This is a genomic window from Novosphingobium clariflavum, assembly GCF_026420865.1.
Taxonomy (GTDB): domain Bacteria; phylum Pseudomonadota; class Alphaproteobacteria; order Sphingomonadales; family Sphingomonadaceae; genus Novosphingobium; species Novosphingobium clariflavum.
Genome location: NZ_JAPCWC010000019.1, coordinates 38,631 through 56,422, shown reverse-complemented (window position 1 = coordinate 56,422; position 17,792 = coordinate 38,631). Strand labels below are relative to the sequence as shown.

14 protein-coding genes are annotated in these 17,792 nt (G+C 65.4%); 9 read left to right on the top strand and 5 right to left on the bottom strand.

Annotated elements, in window-relative coordinates; all coding sequences use genetic code 11:
• Positions 1-22: 22 nt before the first annotated feature.
• Together OKA11_RS18510 and OKA11_RS18505 are read left to right on the top strand one after the other, a co-directional pair.
• On the top strand, positions 23-982 hold the full coding sequence (locus OKA11_RS18510) for a M48 family metallopeptidase (protein WP_267223027.1): 960 nt from the start codon (positions 23-25) through the stop codon (positions 980-982).
• Between the two features lie 148 nt (positions 983-1,130).
• On the top strand, positions 1,131-1,838 hold the full coding sequence (locus OKA11_RS18505; RefSeq protein WP_267223025.1) for a polysaccharide biosynthesis/export family protein: 708 nt from the start codon (positions 1,131-1,133) through the stop codon (positions 1,836-1,838).
• 272 nt (positions 1,839-2,110) lie between these two features.
• Here OKA11_RS18505 and OKA11_RS18500 read toward each other — a convergent pair whose 3' ends face one another.
• Positions 2,111-3,118 (bottom strand): SDR family NAD(P)-dependent oxidoreductase, encoded by a 1,008-nt coding sequence (locus tag OKA11_RS18500; protein WP_267223024.1) that lies wholly within the window; start codon positions 3,116-3,118, stop codon positions 2,111-2,113.
• 278 nt (positions 3,119-3,396) lie between these two features.
• Between OKA11_RS18500 and galE the strand changes: the two genes are divergently transcribed.
• Positions 3,397-4,407 carry a UDP-glucose 4-epimerase GalE gene (gene galE / locus OKA11_RS18495; protein ID WP_267223023.1) on the top strand — a complete coding sequence of 337 codons (1,011 nt, stop codon included), beginning with the start codon at positions 3,397-3,399 and terminating at the stop codon, positions 4,405-4,407.
• 112 nt (positions 4,408-4,519) lie between these two features.
• Here the strand turns inward: galE and OKA11_RS18490 are convergent, their stop codons facing one another.
• The 3 genes from OKA11_RS18490 to OKA11_RS18480 all read right to left on the bottom strand — a co-directional run bounded on the left by OKA11_RS18490 (position 4,520) and on the right by OKA11_RS18480 (position 9,601).
• Positions 4,520-7,654, bottom strand: coding sequence for an autotransporter outer membrane beta-barrel domain-containing protein (locus OKA11_RS18490; protein ID WP_267223022.1), 3,135 nt, complete (start codon positions 7,652-7,654; stop codon positions 4,520-4,522).
• Positions 7,655-7,704: 50 nt separating this feature from the next.
• Complete coding sequence (locus OKA11_RS18485) at positions 7,705-8,670, bottom strand: intradiol ring-cleavage dioxygenase (RefSeq protein ID WP_323748331.1); 966 nt, start codon at positions 8,668-8,670, stop codon at positions 7,705-7,707.
• Between the two features lie 136 nt (positions 8,671-8,806).
• Positions 8,807-9,601, bottom strand: a complete 795-nt coding sequence (locus tag OKA11_RS18480; protein WP_267223019.1) for a response regulator — start codon at positions 9,599-9,601, stop codon at positions 8,807-8,809.
• A gap of 743 nt (positions 9,602-10,344) precedes the next feature.
• Between OKA11_RS18480 and OKA11_RS18475 the strand changes: the two genes are divergently transcribed.
• From OKA11_RS18475 to OKA11_RS18450, 6 genes are all read left to right on the top strand, one after another.
• Positions 10,345-12,492 (top strand): ATP-binding protein, encoded by a 2,148-nt coding sequence (locus tag OKA11_RS18475; protein ID WP_267223017.1) that lies wholly within the window; start codon positions 10,345-10,347, stop codon positions 12,490-12,492.
• Positions 12,492-13,502: an autotransporter domain-containing protein gene (locus OKA11_RS18470; RefSeq protein WP_267223015.1), complete on the top strand. Its 1,011-nt coding sequence runs from the start codon at positions 12,492-12,494 to the stop codon at positions 13,500-13,502. The genes OKA11_RS18475 and OKA11_RS18470 overlap by 1 nt, the downstream gene beginning before the upstream one ends.
• Positions 13,503-13,597: 95 nt before the next feature.
• Positions 13,598-14,572 carry a right-handed parallel beta-helix repeat-containing protein gene (locus OKA11_RS18465; RefSeq protein WP_267223013.1) on the top strand — a complete coding sequence of 325 codons (975 nt, stop codon included), beginning with the start codon at positions 13,598-13,600 and terminating at the stop codon, positions 14,570-14,572.
• A 254-nt stretch (positions 14,573-14,826) separates the two neighbouring features.
• Positions 14,827-15,849, top strand: coding sequence for a zinc-dependent alcohol dehydrogenase (locus tag OKA11_RS18460; RefSeq protein ID WP_142632284.1), 1,023 nt, complete (start codon positions 14,827-14,829; stop codon positions 15,847-15,849).
• A gap of 124 nt (positions 15,850-15,973) precedes the next feature.
• Entirely contained in the window at positions 15,974-16,333 is a 360-nt protein-coding gene (locus OKA11_RS18455; protein WP_267223009.1) for a hypothetical protein, read from the top strand.
• Between the two features lie 64 nt (positions 16,334-16,397).
• The gene (locus OKA11_RS18450; protein WP_267223007.1) at positions 16,398-16,685 is read left to right on the top strand and encodes a hypothetical protein; all 288 of its coding nucleotides are present in this window, start codon (positions 16,398-16,400) and stop codon (positions 16,683-16,685) included.
• Between the two features lie 58 nt (positions 16,686-16,743).
• On the opposite strand, the gene ribA is transcribed toward OKA11_RS18450, so the two are convergent.
• A complete protein-coding gene (gene ribA, locus OKA11_RS18445; protein WP_267223005.1) occupies positions 16,744-17,778 on the bottom strand; it encodes a GTP cyclohydrolase II in 1,035 nt (344 codons plus the stop codon).
• Positions 17,779-17,792: the final 14 nt, after the last annotated feature.

The following is a 17,792-nucleotide window of genomic DNA, read 5'->3' as shown; positions in this document are numbered from 1 at the left end:
TAATCCTATACCGCAGCGCACAATGCAACGCAATATAATACCGACATTATTCAAGACCTCAGCGACGTTGGTCGCATTCTTGGCGCTCTTCGTCGCACCGATCGCCGAGGCAGCCGAGTCCCACCCGTGGCCGGTCACGCTGCGCGAACAGATGGCTCGAATCGCCGATATCGGCTTTCGCCTCGACCTTGCGGCGGCCCCGCTATGTCACTCTACAATGTCGGGAATCGGCCTCACTCTCGACCATATCGGCGCTTATCAAAAGAGCGATCAAGTCGCCGTCGCACAATTGCTCGGAATGACCGATTCACCGCAGATTGCCGCCATCGCGAGCGGCAGCCCGGCGGATCTGGCCGGCCTGCGCGTCGGCGACGATCTTGTCGCTATCGATGGCGTGTCCACAGCGTCACTCTTCGCGGTCACGCCGAATCAATCTTTGTTTGCCGACGCCCTGGAAGAACGCCTCGGGGCCATGCCCCCCGGCCGCGCGATTCTTCTGCGCCTGCGCCGCGGCGGTCAGGAACGCGAGGCCACGGTACAGCCCATTCCGATCTGCAGCGCCCGCTTCCTGATAAAGACAAACAAGGGCATAGATGCCTTCAGCGACAGCAAGAACGTTGCCATTTCCAGTAGCCTGATAGAATTTGCACAAAACGACGACGAATTGGCCCTCGTTGCCGGGCATGAATTGGGACACGTCGTCAATCAGGATGGTGACGCAAAGGGACTGAGCGACCGCCGCCGCATGGAAGATCGTGCCGACCTGCTCGGCGCCGGACTGGCCCGCTGCGCGGGCTACAACCCCGCCCGCGGGGTCGAATTCTGGTTGCGCTACAATGCCCAGGACTGGCTGCGCCTGTTCCGATCCCCCAGTCATCGATCGCCGAAATCACGAGTGAAACTGATGCGCGAATATGCCCTGAACGGCCCCTGCCCTCCGACCGTCGGACTTGTCGGACAGGTCGCCGGTAACGGACGCTGACCGCTTGGCAGTCCTCGGCAAGATGTCTAGTCAGGGTATCCGACAAGTTCGGAAGCCGAATTGGACGCTCCCTCACACCTTTATCAACCGGGCACACCGTGGCAGCCCGGTTCCGAAAATCCGCTTACGGTCATGGAGACACCCGAAAGTGCACAGTTCACCCAAGTCCCTCGGCCTCGCCGTGCTGCTCGCCGGCACATTCCTGTCAGGCTGCACGTCAACAACACACAATGCGAACCTCCCCCGGGGCGCGGCGGCCTACGAGGTCATTCCGCCAACGCTCAGCCAGCCGACCACCTACAGCATCGTGCCGGCCGATACCCTGCAAGTGCGTGTTGTCGGCGAACCCGATCTTTCGGTCGAGAAGGCCCTGGTCGATGACGCCGGCTTCATCCACGTGCCCGTGGCCGGGGAAATCAAGGCAGCCGGACGAAGCGCCCCCGAAGTCGCCAACGACATCACCGAGCGACTGCGCCGCAAGTACTTGCGCGATCCGCAAGTCGCCGTTTCGGTCGATGAACTGGCACTGCGCTACGTCTCGGTGGAAGGCGAGGTCAACAAGCCCGGCGTCTATGAACTGTCGAAGAATGCCACATTGCTGTCGGCGATCGCACGAGCAGAAAGTCCGCTGGTCACCGCCAAGCTCGACGAAGTGGTGATTTTCCGCACGATCAACGGCCAGCGCATGGCCGCACGCTTCAACCTCAAGGACATCCGCACCGGCGTTGCGCCCGATCCCGTCATTCTGGATGGCGACGTCGTGATGATCGGCAACTCCGTCATCAAGGGCCTGTGGCAGGACTTCCTGAAGGCCGCGCCGGTGTTCAACGCCTTTGCGGTCATCAGCCGCAACTAAAGCCCTGTTCAAGCAGGTGCGATCACCTTGTGCTTCGGACAGCGTGCAAAGCCAGAGTCCCGAAGCCGTCGATCCGAGGACATGAGACCGTTGATCCGATGCGTTCGGATCAACGGTTTAGAGCGTTTTCCGATCTGATTGAATCAGATCGGGCTCTACAGATTCTTTGTTTTCCGCGTTTTTCCGAGTCACTGCGTGTTCCACTCCGTTCGAAAAACGCTCCAGCCTCCCTTACCCGGGCGGCGCCCCATTGCGCCGCAGGCGTTCGTCCTTCAGATGCCCGTGTAATCGCGATACCATGCCACGAACCGCGGCACTCCGATTTCGATGGGCGTTGACGGCGCATAGCCAGTGTCGTGCGTGAGCGCGGCAATGTCCGCAAATGTGGCATGAACGTCGCCCGGCTGCATCGGCAGCAGATCAAGCACGGCCTTCACGCCGCAGGCCTCCTCCAGCACTTCGATCAGCCGCATCAGATGCTCGCTGCGGTTGTTGCCGATGTTGTAAAGCGCATGCGGCTTGACGCTGCCGCCAGCCTTGGGCGCTCCATCATCGACGGGAGGCCGCTCCAGGCAGGCCAGCACGCCGGCCACGATGTCATCGATATAGGTGAAGTCCCGATACATCTCGCCGTTGTTGAAGATCTCGATCGGACGCGCGGACAGCATGCGCTCGGTAAACTTCCAAAGCGCCATGTCGGGCCGCCCCCAGGGGCCGTAGACCGTGAAGAAGCGAAGCCCCGTCAAGGGGATACGGAACAGGTGCGCATATGTCTCGCTCATCAGTTCATCGGCCTTCTTGGTGGCCGCATAGAGCGAAACCGGATGATCGGCCCGGTCCTCGACCGCAAAGGGCAGCTTTGCGTTGCCACCGTAGACCGAACTCGAACTGGCATAGACCATGTGCTCGACCTTTCGGGCGCGGGCGATCTCCAGCATATTGACATGGCCGGCCAGGTTCGACGCCACGTAGGCCTGCGGGTTTTCCAGCGAGTAGCGCACGCCCGCCTGCGCGCCGAGATGGACGATCCGGTCGAAGCGATGCGGCTCAAGCGCCCTTACCAGCGTGTCCATGTCGGCAAAATCGAGCGAGAGGAACGTGAACAGGTTGCCGTGACGGGCATGCAACCGGTCGCGCCGCGCTTCCTTGAGCGAGACCGCGTAGTAATCGTTCATCGAATCGATGCCGATCACCGGGATTCCCCGCGCCATCAGGGCATCGGCGACGGCCGCGCCGATAAAACCCGCAGCGCCGGTCACGATCGTCGGATAGTGGGACAAACTCGAATACTCCGGTCAGGTTCAGGCGTCGGCCGATCGCTTTTGCGCCAAGCGCCACCGGGCAGCAAGGCCATGCGACTGCGATACGCTATTGCGGCATACGACGGCAGAAATAGAAGCCGCCATTCGTGAATAAACGTTACGATTTCATGGCTATTGGCGCAGGCTTGAAGTATTTGACGCAGCGCAGCACGCTGGCATACCGCAAGGACAGGTACTCGTGGAAACCGGCGCGCGGACATCGGCCGCAAGATGCCGACAGGAGCGAACGGAGAAATATGAGCAGCAAGCTTCCCGTCCTCGTCACCGGTGGCGCCGGTTATATCGGCAGCCACGCGGTGCTCGCACTCAAGGACGCCGGCTGGCCGGTCACCGTCATCGACAATCTGGTCACCGGCTTCCGCTTCGCCGTGCCCGAAGGTGTCGCGCTCTACGAAGGCGATATCGAGGATGGCGCCCTTCTCGCGCGGATCTTCGCCGAACAGGGCATTCGCGCGATCATGCATTTCGCGGGCTCGGTCGTTGTCCCCGAATCGGTCGAGAACCCGCTGAAATATTATCACAACAATACGGCCAAGAGCCGCGCCCTGATCGAAGCGGCGGTCAAGGCCGGGGTGCCGCATTTCATCTTCAGCTCGACCGCGGCGACCTACGGCATACCCGAAGTCTCGCCGGTACAAGAGGACAGTCCCAGGCTTCCGATCAATCCCTACGGCATGTCCAAGCTGATGACCGAAATCATGCTGGGCGATGTCTCCCGCGCCCATCCGCTCAACTTCTGCGCACTGCGCTACTTCAACGTGGCCGGCGCCGATCCGCAGGCGCGCACCGGCCAGTCCACCGCTGGCGCCACGCATCTCATCAAGGTCGCCGTCGAGGCCGCGCTGGGCAAGCGCAGCCATGTCTCGGTGTTCGGCACCGATTTCGACACGCCCGACGGAACCGGCGTGCGTGACTACATTCATGTCTCCGACCTTGCCGCCGCGCATGTGCTGGCGCTTGAGGCCCTGATCGCCGAGCCAACCCAGTCACTGACGATGAATTGCGGCTACGGCCGCGGCTTCTCCGTGCTTGACGTGCTCGACGCGGTGGACCGGGTCACCAACCTCCAGATCGAGCGCCGCATCGAAGGCCGCCGCGCCGGCGATCCCGATGCGCTGATCTCTGACAACAGCCGGATCAAGGCCACCCTGCCCTGGCAGCCGCGCTACGCCGACCTCCCCACGATCGTCGAGCATGCTCTCGCGTGGGAGCGCAAGTTGAGCGAGATCCGCGCCGAGCCGGCCTGAGCAGGCACGCGCGCACCGGTAACCGAAAAGGCGTGGCGGGACCGAAGTCCGACCACGCCTTTTCTCTTGTTCGAACGTCCCCGGACGGCACCATGCCGTCCGAAGCACGCGATCAGAACGCGACGCTCAGCGAAGCACGCAGCGAGTAGGAGGTATTGGTGCTCGACTGCTCGGTCCGGGCCGCGATCTTCCACGTGAAGTCGTAGCCGCCCGCCAGCACCGCCGCTTCGCCGATCCATGCGCCCTTGAGGCTTTCCGGCGTGATCGTGAAGCTCTCACCCGCATCGTAGCTGTCGCCGCCGTTGAAATAGGCGGTCGTGCTGCCGAGGTTGCCGGCCAGGATCTCGCGGCGTCCAGCCTCGAACTGGAAGGTCAGCGGGTGCCAGTCGGGCGAGATCGAACCCAGCGAGTACGAGGCGGTCAGCGTCGGCGTGACAGTGGTCTCCTTGCTGGTCCGGCTCGCGACGGTCAGCGCCATGGCATCGCTGTCGGCGGTTTCGCTGTAGCCATTTTCCTTCAGCCAGTACTGCTCCAGTTCCAGCTTGGGCTTGAGGAACAGGCGGCGCGACATCTGGAACTTGTACGAAGCCCCGGCGAGGCCGGAGAGCAGCCAGCCATTCCACTTGCCGTCGGCATCATAGGTGAAATCGGTATCGTCGATGGTGCCAGTATAGGTGCGCGTCGAATCGATCGAGATGCGCGAGGCCCCAAGACGTGCCCAAGCCATCAGCGGGCCCGAGGCGGTGCGCCAGAACACGCCGAAATCATGCTGGCCGACGTCGAGATTGCCGGTGCCGCCGTTGTCCTTCACGTTGCCCTGAAGCCAGGCATAGGACACGCCGACATAGCCGATGCCGATATGGCGCTCGAACCCGGCCGAGATGCCCCAGCCGCTGCTCTTGTAGCCGGCAGTACTGCCCGCATCCTTGCTGTTGCGCCAGTAGAGCGGCTCCAGCCAGCCACCGACGTCTGAGATATCGAACATCGTCGTCTCGTCGGAAAGGTGGCGGGCGACAAGACGGTCGGCCGTGGTGACGGCGTCGAAGATCCCGCCAGCGTGGTCGGGCAGCAGCGCCGAGACCTGCTTCTGCAGGGTCGCCGAATCCTCCACCTGCAGCAGGCTTTCGGTGATCTCGTCGTCGTTCTGCGCGGTGGCGTAGATCGCGTTCCAGCCCGATGCCTCGCTCTTGGTGAGGCCGAGTTCGTCGGTCGTCTTGCGCTCGATGGTCAGGTAGATGTTGTTGGCGTCGCTGGTGACATCGCCGTTGTAGATGAACGGCAGGTCGGTGTCGGTCGAATCAAGCGAACCTTCCACGTTCAGGTTGTCGGCGGTCAGCACCGTGTAGGTTCCCTCGGCGGTGCCGAGATCGGACACCGTCGCGGTCACCTTTGCGCCGTCTTCCAGCGTGGCATTGGTGACGGTGAAGAGCGAACTCTTGCCGTCCTCCACATAGACGCCGAGCGATCCGCCGGACGCCACCGTCAGCGTGCCGAAGCTGCTGGTATCAGTATCGTCGGAGGTCAGTGTCGCACCGCTGTTGACGGTGACGGCGAGGTTGGCGGCATCCGAGAAGGTGCCCGAGTAGACCGACGAATCCGACAGCGTCAGCGTGCCGGTCTCGCCGGCAAAATCCATGTTGCCGGTGAAGGTCGACGTGCCGGACAGCGAAGCCGTGGCCGCGCCGCTGCCGAAATAGACGTCGCCGGTATAGGCGGCATTGCCCGACAAGGTGAGAGTGTCGTCACCCGCGCCGAAATAGGTATCGCCGACGATCGTGCCGGTCGAGGCGTTCAGCGTGTCGTTGCCCGAGCCCAGAAGGATGTTGCCCTTGATGCTGGCATAGACCGTCGGGTCGGTATCGGTGTCGTTGTCCTCGAGATATTCGGCGCTGGTCTCGGCATCGTCATCGTTGAGGTACTGATTGATCGTCACGCCAGTGGTGTTGGCGGACAGATCGAGGGCGGTCAGCGTGTCGGTGCTCGATCCGGTGGCCGAGATGTAGCCGGTGTTGTTGATCGTCGTCAGCGTGCCGGACAAGTCCTGGATCGCGGTCGCGACGCCTTCGCCGGGAGAGGAGATCACGGCAGCGATCGTGCCCGAGTTGTACAGGCTGGTGACCGAACTGCCCTCGTTGATGAGCAGCGCCGTGGCCTCCGAATCGTACGTGGTCGCGCTCAAGGTGCCGGTCACGCCGATGCCGTCCGTGAAAGTGACGTTGCCGCCCTGCCCGCCGATGACGACGCCGAAGGCATTCGTCTTCGAGTAGTAGGAATTGGCGCTTACGGTCCCGTCGATCGCCAGCGAATACGTACCCGAATTGCTGGAAACCCCGCCGATCGTGATGTCGCTGGTACCGCCGATCTGGATCGCGGGCGACGTGCCGTAGGACGTGATCGAGCCGGTGCCCGTGTCATCGTCATCATCGTCGGGATCGGGTGCGGTCACGTAGATGCCGCCGGCCACGTTGCCGTTGATCTCCACCGCAGCCGCGCCCGTTCGCAGCGCGGCGCGGGACAGCACGAGGGTGTCGCCGTCGTCATCGGTGAAGGACGTGGCCTGGGAAACGGCGCCCTCGATGATCACCGAGCCCGAGACATCGCCATTGACGACCAGGTCCTGCGCGCCTGCCCCCACCACGGTGACGGTGCCGTCGAGCGTGATGTCGCCGTCGACCGCCTGGGTGGAGATGCCGACCGAATTGTCACCGAGGACCTTGATCGTCCCGGTATTGGTGATGTCGCCGACATAGTCCGAATCGACGACGATGCCGCCCGAGTTCAACCCTTCGACCGTGATCACCCCGGCATTGCTGATGGAGCCGCTGGTCGTTGCCCCCGACAAGACGTGGATGCCGTAGCGGTTGCTGGCCGATGCGATAGAACCGTCCGCGTAGCCGTCGCTGTTGTCGTCGTCCGGGACGAAACTTTCCTTCACCGCGATCGTCGCGTCCTCGCCCACGGTCACGGTCGAGGTGGTGCCGGCATTGACGGCGATCCCGGTCGCGCCGTCGGCCCCTCCCAGCGCGAGGCCGCCTTCGACGTCCACGGCATTGTTGCTGTCGACGGTAATGGCACTGCCGCTCGACAGCGTGATCGTACCGGCATCGGTGACAGTGACGTCCCCTGCGGTCGAGGTCACCTGCGCGGTGGTCGTATCGGTCTTGACGGTGGTGGCAGCCAGGGTCGGGCTGGCGACAAGCGCCAGGACCAGCGCCCCGAGGCTGGTCGAGGAATGAAGCGAATTCATAGCGTCTATCGCACTCTTGCTGGAAAGGATCGGAAGGTCTGGAAACAGGCTCAGGTGGCGATGCCGATCAGCGCGCTGCCGGTGTATCCGGCCGATACGCTGCCGGTGAGGCTCGGGGTCATCTGGGAGAGCTGCGCCGAGGTGTTGTCGCCGAACACGTTATCGGACGAGAGCGAGATCGCGTTGTAGTTGGCGATGCTCGAGGTGTAGCGCGTATCGCCCGAATAGATCGCGGTGTTGACCGCTGCGGGCATCGCCAGCTGCGAGATCAGGCTCGCAGTCCGGCCGGTGCTGGTGCTGGCAAGCCCGTCGGTGAAGATCTCGAAGTGGATGTGCGGCCAGCGGCCCGAATAGCACCCGGGGTAGATCGTCGTGAACGTGACCTTGCCCTCGCTGTCGGTGATCTGCACGCCGCGAAGGTAGCTTTCGGTGGTTATACCGCTCGAATAGAGCGAATAGCGGCCATAGGCATCGCAGTGCCAGATGTAGATGGCCGCCCCTTCGATGGCCGAGCAGCCGTTGTTGACGTCGACCAGCTGCAGCGTGATGTCGAGCTGCACGCCGGTCGCCGTCGTGGTCGAATTGATGAAGCTGGAGCGGATGTCGGAGCGCTCGACACCGCTGACGGTCAGGACGTTCGAGGTCGAGCCGCTCGAAGAGTTGGTGCCATCGGCCGGATAGGGCCCATTGGTTTCGGAGGCGTCGGCGACACAGGAGGACGAGGTATCGCCTGAGGTCGACGAAGTGCTGCTCGTCGAACTGCCGGTGGTGGAGCCTGACGACGAGGAGGTCGACGTTGTCGATGAAGTGGAGCTCGAAGACCCGGAGCTCGAACCCGATGAATCGTCGCCGCCGCAGGCCGCCACCGTCACTGCCGTACCGGCGCTTGCCAGGAACGCCAGCGCGCGTCGCCGTCCCATCAGCCTTTCGCGAATTACGCCGAGATCGTGAACCAGTCCGCGGTCATGATCGTCAACGCCCTGCTCCCGGCCTTCCGGCCCCTGTCCGTGATGCACCAAGACAATCTCCCTCGCGTTCGCACCGCCCCGACCGGATTGGGTCGGGCCACGGGACACTCAGGAGCAGGACTGGAAGCCGGCCTTTGCGGCAAGATTTCACAAGAATTTCAACAGTATAACCAAATATTTCGGCCTACTGCCCATTCCCTCCGGGCACGACAGCAGGAATCACGGAAGGGACGAACAGATACCCTTCGTTGCGCACGGTGCGAATGATGTCGCCGCCGCCGTCGCCATCGGCGAGCTTGCGACGCAGGCGCGAGAGCTGGACATCGATCGCCCGGTCGTAAAGCTCGCTGTCCTCGCCGCGCGACCAGTCGAGCAATTGATCACGGGTCAGAACCCGGCGCGGATGCTCGGCAAACGCCCGCAGCAGGCGGAATTCGCCATCAGAAAGGGAAATGAGCTTGCCGGTCGGATCAAACAGCAGGCGCAGGCCCAGATCCATGCGCCAGCCGGCGAACCGCAAGACTTCTCCGGAATTCACGTCTTCGGCGACCGGGGCAAATTCGCTGCGGTCGGACACGATGGTGAGTACGGGAGCCGAAGCCCCCTGAACCGGGGCGCGGCGGCGCAGCACAGTGCGAATGCGCGCAAGAAGTTCCCTGGGGTTGCACGGCTTGGCCAGATAATCGTCCGCGCCCATCTCGAGCCCGACGATACGATCCACATCACTGCCCACCGCCGAAAGCATGATAACAGGCGGTGCATCAGGGCCGAGCTGGCGCAAGGCGGTCAGTCCATCCTCGCGCGGCATCATCACGTCGAGCACGATCAGGTCAAAGCGCTCCTGAGCGAGCAAGGCGCGCATGGCTTCGGGATCGGCCGCCGTTTCGGTTGCATATCCATGCTTGCCGAGAAACTCGCCGATCAGCGAACGAATGCCTTCATCGTCATCGACGATGAGAATGCGGGTCTGCAGGTCCATCGAGGGTTGTTCTAGGATCATTGCACCGCAATAGAAACCCCGTGTTCCAGCCGCATTTCAGCCGGACCGGCAAATTGCAACATGCTGCAACATGACTGCAACCACAGCGAAATCGCCGGGCAAACTCCAGCGGCGACCTAGTCCCCCATGAACTATCCAGTTCGCCAGGTCCTGGCCCTCGGGGCAGGCGGCCTCGGGTTACCGGCATCCCCCGCCGCCCCCGAACGCCACCAGCCTGCCTTTTGGGCAACCGGCAACGCCGTCCGTCACGCTACCGCCAAGGCGCCGGACGGTGCCGGGGCCACCGACGCCGCAGGTCACGTAGTCGCACCCGCCCTGCCCGTCGGTGGTCCCGGATTTTTCCGAGCCATATCGCACACGCTCGGTTCATCTTCATTGCTGCATGGGGGAAGCACGGTGGACGGTCCGCGAAATGTAACATCGCAGTGCTACGCGCCTCCGCAAGCCAGCCTTGGTCCGCGCGCCTGCCGATCGGACCGGGGCGCACAGTATTGCCTTCCAGCCTCGGATCAGGGGACACGATTGCTGGAATGGACCCGGGGTGACCGTCTCCGCCACGCGGCTTCATGCCGCTGGGCGGGGACGCGGAGCGGGTTCGAAAGGGACGTGTCCCTCTCTTTCGAGCCCGCTCCGCAACTTGCATCGCCAGCCCGCAATGACGCAGCCAGCGATGATATGGCTTCGGCTCGAATTCGCAGCCAATCCGTGGCAAAGGCGCAGCCATGACGCTGCCACGCCTCACCAACCGAATCGGCCTTCCGTTGGCGATCCAGATGATCGCCATTCTCGTCTGTGCGCTGATCGGCGCCCAGTTCGTGACTCTGGGCCTGACGGTGATCCTTCCGCCCAGTCCGACCGCACGCTGGAACATCGACGACGTTGCCCATGCTCTACGTGGCAGCGACGCCGATGGCGAGGTGCTCGATCGCCTCGAGCGCAAGACGATGATCGGCCCGCCGGACGTCAGCGGACAGGGCTGGCTGGTATCCGAATCCTCGCGCGAGGCATTGGCGAACCGGCTCAACCGGCGCAGTGAAGACGTGGTTCTCGCCTTCTACACCCAGTTGCCGGTGGGCGGGGTCGCCGTCCCTGCCAAGTCCCGCTCGCCGCTGGCCATCCGTGACAATCCCGCCTCACCTTCGGCGCTGTCGACGATGCTGGTGGGCAAGGCCGACGCCCAATCGATCCCGGGCGGCCCGCCGGCCGGCGGCATGCCTGGCCCGGCCGGCATGCCCGGGGGGCATTTCCCCGGAGGACAGTTCCCCGGCGGCCGTCCCGGCGGTCAAATGCCCGGCGCCCAGTTGCCCGGCGGGCGCCTGCCGAGCGGCAGGCTCCCGGGCAACCATGCCCCCGGTGGGCAAATCGGCGGCGAAAGGCCGTCCGGCCAACCCGCGCCCAGCCAGGCTGGCGGAACACCGGCCGGCTCGCCCGGTGGGAGCCCGGGCGTGCCGGGCGGAACCAATGGCGGTAGTTCCGGCAGTGGCGCCGCTCCTGTCGGCAACTTCCCCGGAAACGGGCAAGGCCAGGGCATCGGTCAGGAAGGCGTCCGTCCAGGCGGTTTCGGCGGCATCGGCAATCACGGCATTGGCGGCATCGGCACCGGCGGCATTGGCCGCATCGGTGGCCAGGTGCCAGTGCTGCCCGGCATAGGCGAACTGCCCCGGACCACACAGGCGAGCTCCGAGCCGGCAACGACCGCAACAGCCACACCTCGCGCGCTCAGCGACGCGCCGCGCACGCCCGTCCCGGTAATCCCGGTGGCGGCACCCTCGCCGTTTGCCCGCGAAACCCTTCAGGCGCCGACGACGCCCCGCGCCGACCAGCCCGCACCGGCAGTGCCCGGAACGCCCCAGCCGATCCCGTTCCGCCATGCCGCCGGCACCCTGTTCGACCTCACTTCGCCCCCCTTCATCGAGGGTGACTTCGTGGCCGCGCTGCGCCGTCCCGATGGCCAGTGGGTCGCGGTCGCTCCGCGTGCCGAGCCCTTCCCCAACGCCTGGCAGAAGCGCGTGATGCTGTGGTTCGCACTCAGCCTCGCCATCGTCAGCCCGCTCGCATGGCTGTTCGCCCGTCGCATCGTCCTGCCGCTGCGTGATTTCGCGCGCGCTGCCGAACTGCTCGGCCGTGACCCTTCGGCAACGATCCTGCCGCTGTCGGGCCCTGCCGAAATCGGCCGCGCCGCCAATGCCTTCAACCAGATGCGCAATCGCCTGCGCGCCTTCGTGGACGACCGTACCGCCATGGTCGGTGCGATCAGCCACGACTTGCGCACCCCGCTCACCCGGCTGCGCTTCCGCATCGAGGACGTGCCGGATGAGCAACGCGACGGGCTGCTCAAGGAAGTGACCGAGATGGAAGCGATGATCAGCCAGGTCATCGGCTTCATCCGCGATGCCTCGACACCGGGCGCGCGCGAACGCACCGACTTTGCCGAACTGATCTCAAGCAGCGTCGCCGATGCACAGTTGGTCGGCGGCGACGTCACCATCGAACACAATACCCATATCCCGGTCGACGTCGATCCGGTCGGCATTCGCCGCCTGCTCGACAACCTGCTCGAGAACGCGATCAAGTACGGCGAACGCGCCCGCGTGCGCGTGAGCCTGAATGAAGGCGAGGCCGTAGCCGAGATCGTCGATACCGGCCCCGGTATCCCCGAAGAGGAATACGACCGCGCCTTCGAACCGTTCTATCGGACCGATTCCGCGCGTAAATCGGGCCAGAAAGGCTCCGGCCTCGGCCTGGCCGTGTGCCGTTCGATCGCCCGCGCCCACGGCGGCGACGTCAGCTTCGCCCATTCCGGCGACGGGTTCGTCGTGCGTGTCGCGGTGCCTGCCGCCTACGATCCGAGCCTGAAAGCCGTAGCCTGATGTTCGCCAGACTGGTGTACCGCCCGATGCTGGCGGGGATTATCACGGTGTGTGCGCCCGGCGCGGTCTCTGCCCAGGAAACGAGCGTGCCGGCCGCGCCGCCATCCGAACCCGCGGCCGACGTTACCTCCGCATCAGCGACCGAAGCGAGCGCCCCGGCCAGCGCTGCCGGCACGGATGCCCAAGACGGAGACACCGTCCCTCCTGGCGATTCCAAGCCGTGGAGTTTCGCGCTCGCCGCCGGAGCCAGCAACCGCGACCAGGGCTCCGACGGATCCTGGCAATCGCTGGCGCTGACGCGCCAGATCGGCCGTGGCTACCTGCGCGGTGCGCTGATGCGCTATCACGGCACGCTCCTTCAGGCGAACACCGCGTTGCCCTCGGACTATCTTGTCGGCACCATCGGCGCCGGCGGCAATTTCGACAACTGGGTGGTCGACGGCTGGATCAGCTATGGCCATCAGGATTACGGGCGCATCACCAGCGACAATGGCAGCGCTTCCCGCGACAGCACCGGTGCCTCGGGCAGCCGCTACTATTCTGTCGGCGGCGATTTCGGAAAGGTCATCCCGCTCGCCGCGCGCTGGTTCGCAACCCCGACAGCAACGGTATCTTACGCCCACGGCCGGTTGCTGCACCCTGCGCCGGACGGCACCGGCCTGGTCGACCTGGAAACCGACGAGCCGACCTGGAGTTCGGCCGCGACCTTGCGCGTCGATCACGCCTTCGGCCAGAACGCCAATCAGTACGTCGGCCTTTCGGTCGCACGTGCCTGGACCAGCAATGCGCTGTCCGAAGTCGTCGTGCGCGACTATCACGACGTCGCCTATGCGGCACGCACCGGCCTCCTGCCGGCACGCCACACCGCCGACGGCTGGTGGGAAGTCGGCGTCACTGCCAACATGCGGATAACCGATAGCCTGGGCATCGACCTCTATGCCACGCGCAGCATCGGCGCGATCGCCGGCAATACGACTTCGGCCGGAATTTCGCTGCGGCGCTCGTTCTAAGCCGTAACCTTTCCTGTCCCGCAAAGAGACGGTGGCCAGGAAGGTCGCGAAAGTGGCTTGCGCGATCGTCGGCCAGGGCCGCTAGTCTCGGCGCCATGAACCGCCTTGCCCGAATCGCCGTCGTCGTCATCGCCTCTGCGGCCCTTCCGGCCCCGCTGCTGCAGGCAGAGGCTGTGCCGCCCGCCTCGTCCGGTCCCTCGGCCACAGCGCCCTACACCGTGGTCGAGACCGGGCGCAGCTACAGCCGCCTGCAGGACGCGGTGGACGCCATCGGCGACGCGCACGGGACCATCCGCTTCGCCTCCATGCGATTTGCCGACTGCGCGGTGCAGAGCAAGGGGGAGGTGACCTATCAGGCCGCGAACCCGGGCCAGTCGATCCTCGACGGTGTCGCCTGCGAGGACAAGGCCGCGCTGGTGCTGCGCGGGCGCAGTGCCCACGTCGACGGCATGGTCTTTGCCAATATCCACGTCGGCGACAAGAACGGCGCGGGCATCCGCCTCGAGCACGGCAATCTCACCGTCACGCAGTCCTGGTTCCGCGACAGCGAGCAGGGCCTGCTGACCGGCGACGATTCGCTGGGCACGATCATCATCGACAAGTCCACGTTCAGCCGCCTCGGCACCTGCGAGGGTTCGGGCTGCGCGCATTCGATCTACGTCGGCAACTACGGCACGCTCACCGTCACCCGCACCCGTTTCGAGGCGGGCACCGGCGGGCACTACCTCAAGAGCCGTGCCTCCGGGATCGCGGTGGCCGATTGCAGCTTTGACGATTCGGCCGGGCGCGGCACCAACTACATGATCGACCTGGCCGACGGCGCGACCGGGCGGATCGTCGGCAACTGGTTCGTACAGGGGCGCGACAAGGAGAACTACTCCGCCTTCATCGCCGTCGCTGCCGAACACCGAAACCACACCTCGCAGGGCCTGCTGGTGGAGGCGAACGACGCACGCTTTGCCCCCGGAATCGACCGCAAGAGCGCCTTCGTCGCCGACTGGTCCGACGATCCGGTGAAACTGGGCGCCAATGCCCTCGGCCCCGGGCTGGTCCGTTACGAAAAGCGATGACGCCGCGGGTGCCCGCACTGCAGCCATGGCGGAAACTGTCGCAAGGTTGAAACACCCCGGGCCCCATAGTGCGCATCTGGAGCGGCCGTGCGGTTGCCTTGATTTTCGCGCCTGACCTAGACTTCCGGGCGCGGTGTCACAGCCCCGTGCGGACGCGATATTCTGCTTCGTTTTCAACAAGACGCGGCGTGTCCGGCCTATCCATAAGAAGTCCGCGAGTCCCCCACTCCCGGAACGCAGCAAGGAGAGATCCGATGCAGACCATGCGCGCAGCCGTTGCCCGCGAATACGGCGCCCCCCTGACCATCGAGCAAGTGCCGATCCCGACCCCCGGTCCCGGCGAAGTGCTGGTGAAGGTTGTCGCCAGCGGTGTCTGCCACACCGACCTTCACGCCATCGACGGCGACTGGCCGGTCAAGGCGCCGCTGCCGCTGATCCCGGGCCATGAAGGCGTTGGCCACGTCGTCGCGCTCGGTGCAGGCGTCACCGATCTCAAGGAAGGCGATGCCGTGGGCGTGCCCTGGCTCCACCATGCCTGCCGCGAATGCGAATATTGCGAGACCGGCTGGGAAACGCTCTGCGAAAAGCAGGCCAACACCGGCTACTCGGTCAACGGCGGTTATGCCGAATACGTGATCGCCGCCGCCCCCTTCGTCGGCCGCCTGCCTGCCGACGTTGACTTCGTGTCGATGGCACCGATCCTCTGCGCCGGCGTCACGGTCTACAAGGGCCTCAAGGAGACCGAGGCGCGCCCCGGACAGTGGGTGGTCTGCTCGGGCGTCGGCGGCCTCGGCCACGTCGCAGTGCAATATGCCAAGGCCATGGGCCTCAACGTGATCGGCATCGACATCGGCGAATCGAAGCTCAAGCTTGCCCGTGAACTCGGCGCCGAACTCGCCTTCGACGCCACCGATCCCGATCTGGTCGCCAAGGTCCAGAAGGAGACCGGTGGCGGCGCGCATGGCGTGATCGTCACCGCCGTCTCGCGCGCCGCCTTCTCGCAGGCCATCGCCTGCGCCCGCCGCCGCGCGACCGTCAGCCTGATCGGCCTGCCCCCGGGCGACTTCCCGACCCCGATCTTCGACGTGGTGCTCAAGCGCATCACCATTCGCGGCTCGATTGTCGGCACCCGCTACGATCTCGACGAGGCCATCGCCTTTGCCGCCCAAGGCAAGGTCAAGGCCAAGGTCGCCGCACGGCCGCTCGAAGAGGTCAACGAAGTGCTCGACGACCTGCGCCATGGCCGCATCGACGGCCGCGTCGCCCTCACCCTCTGAGGTCAGCGTACTGAAAGATCGAAGGGCGCAGAGGCCGGTCCTTTGCCCCCTTCGACTTTCCTGAACCCGGCCCGCACCGTCCGCGCCGCTTGCACGCGCGTCCCCGAGCGCCTAGCTGCACCCCATGGGAACGCTGCTTTCCTCTTTCCTGCGCTTCCGCCTCTGGGCGATGCTCCTGCTGGCGGCCATCGCGCTGCAGGCGGGAGAGCCGATTCGCGCGCCGCTTGAACGCCAGCAAGGTTCGGCCTTCAGCGCCGCGACCATCGACCTTGCCCTTGCCGCGCAGCGCCGCACTGACGCTGCGACCGCGCAGGCCCTGCCGCTCCCCTCGCTGCCGCCCTCCCCCACGATCGCGCCGGCCATGCCCCGGCTCGCATCGCTGGCCCCGGCCAGAGCCCCGCGCCTCCGCCCGGAAGCCCGAGGGCCGCCGCCGCGCGTCCATCCCGCGCGGCTGCCGGACAGCACCGCGCCGCCTTTCGCCTGATCCGCCTCTCGCCGGGCGCGCACGCGTGCGCCTGCCAGAAATGCCGTTTCAGGAAACGATTTCCATGTCCGATACCAATGTTCCGGCCCGCGATCGCATCGCGGCGCTGCTGAAGACCTATCCCGCACTCGACGAGGCCGAACTGACCGAGCTCCACCACCTGTTCACGCGCAAGGCCACCGCGCTCGACCTCGGCCTGCTCGCCGGCGACGCCGACATCGCCGCCCAGTTCCGCAGCTACCGCGAGGAACACCACGACCGCTTCAAGCCGAAAGACCTTGTCAACGTGGCGCTGTTCGTGGGCGCGGTGGCAGCCGTGGTCGGCGCCATCCTGTTCGTGATCCCGCAATGAGGTCGGCCCGGGGCGCGAGCGGCATCACCGCTCCGCCCCGGCGCCCCTGAAAGCGCGCCTAGAGAATATGCCCCGTACGGTCCCGCTTGGTATCGAGATAGCGGGCATTGTGCGGGTTAGCCGGCAGCTTGTGCGGCACCCGCTCGGCCACCGTCACCCCCACGCCCTCGAGCGCGGCGACCTTGGCCGGGTTGTTGGTCATGAGCCGGATCGCGTGAACGCCAAGCAGGTCGAGCATGCGCGCCGCCACGGGAAAATCGCGCGCCTCGGTCGGCAGGCCGAGGCGATTGTTGGCATCGACCGTGTCGAAACCCTGATCCTGCAACTGATAGGCGCGCAGCTTGTTGACGAGGCCGATGCCGCGCCCTTCCTGCCGCAGATAGAGCAGAACCCCCCAACCGCCGGCCGCCGCCTCCCCGGCCATCGCCCTCAGCGCCGCATCGAGCTGCGGACCGCAATCGCACTTGAGGCTGCCGAGGATATCACCGGTCAGGCATTCCGAATGGAGCCGGACCAGCGGCGCGCGGCCGCCATCCTGCGTGCCGATGACCAGGGCCACATGTTCGCGAAGGTCGTCGAGCGCGCGAAAGGCGACGATCTCCGCATTCTCCGCCGCTGCGACCGGCAGCCGTGCACGCGAGGCAATGACGAGATTGGAGACGTCCTTCCACGCCGCCAGATCCTCGGGCGTGACCGGCTGCGCCTCGCCCGCCGCATCCGGCGCGACGAGGAAGGCAGGCAGGATGCCGGCCAGCCGCGCCAGCTCCATTGCCGTGCGCGCAGCCTCTGCGTCATCGATGGGTTCGGCCGCGAAAGGGCCCTTCATCGGGTGAACCAGATCGAGCGCGGGATCGGCAATCGCGCGTGCGGCGGCAAGATCAAAAGGCTCGGCCGCGCGAATCAGCACCGGTGCTTCCGGCACGGCCGCCTCGCGCTGGTTGGCCAGCTTGAGGGTCACCGCGCGCGCAGCGGAAATCAGCATGCGCGGTCCCGTCACACCCGGCGCAAAGCCGGTTTCGGCAGGCAACAGTACCGAATGCTGGCCAATCCGGATCGGCCAGCCATGGCGCAGCGCATCGAGCGCCAGCGCCACGCGGCGGGAAGAGC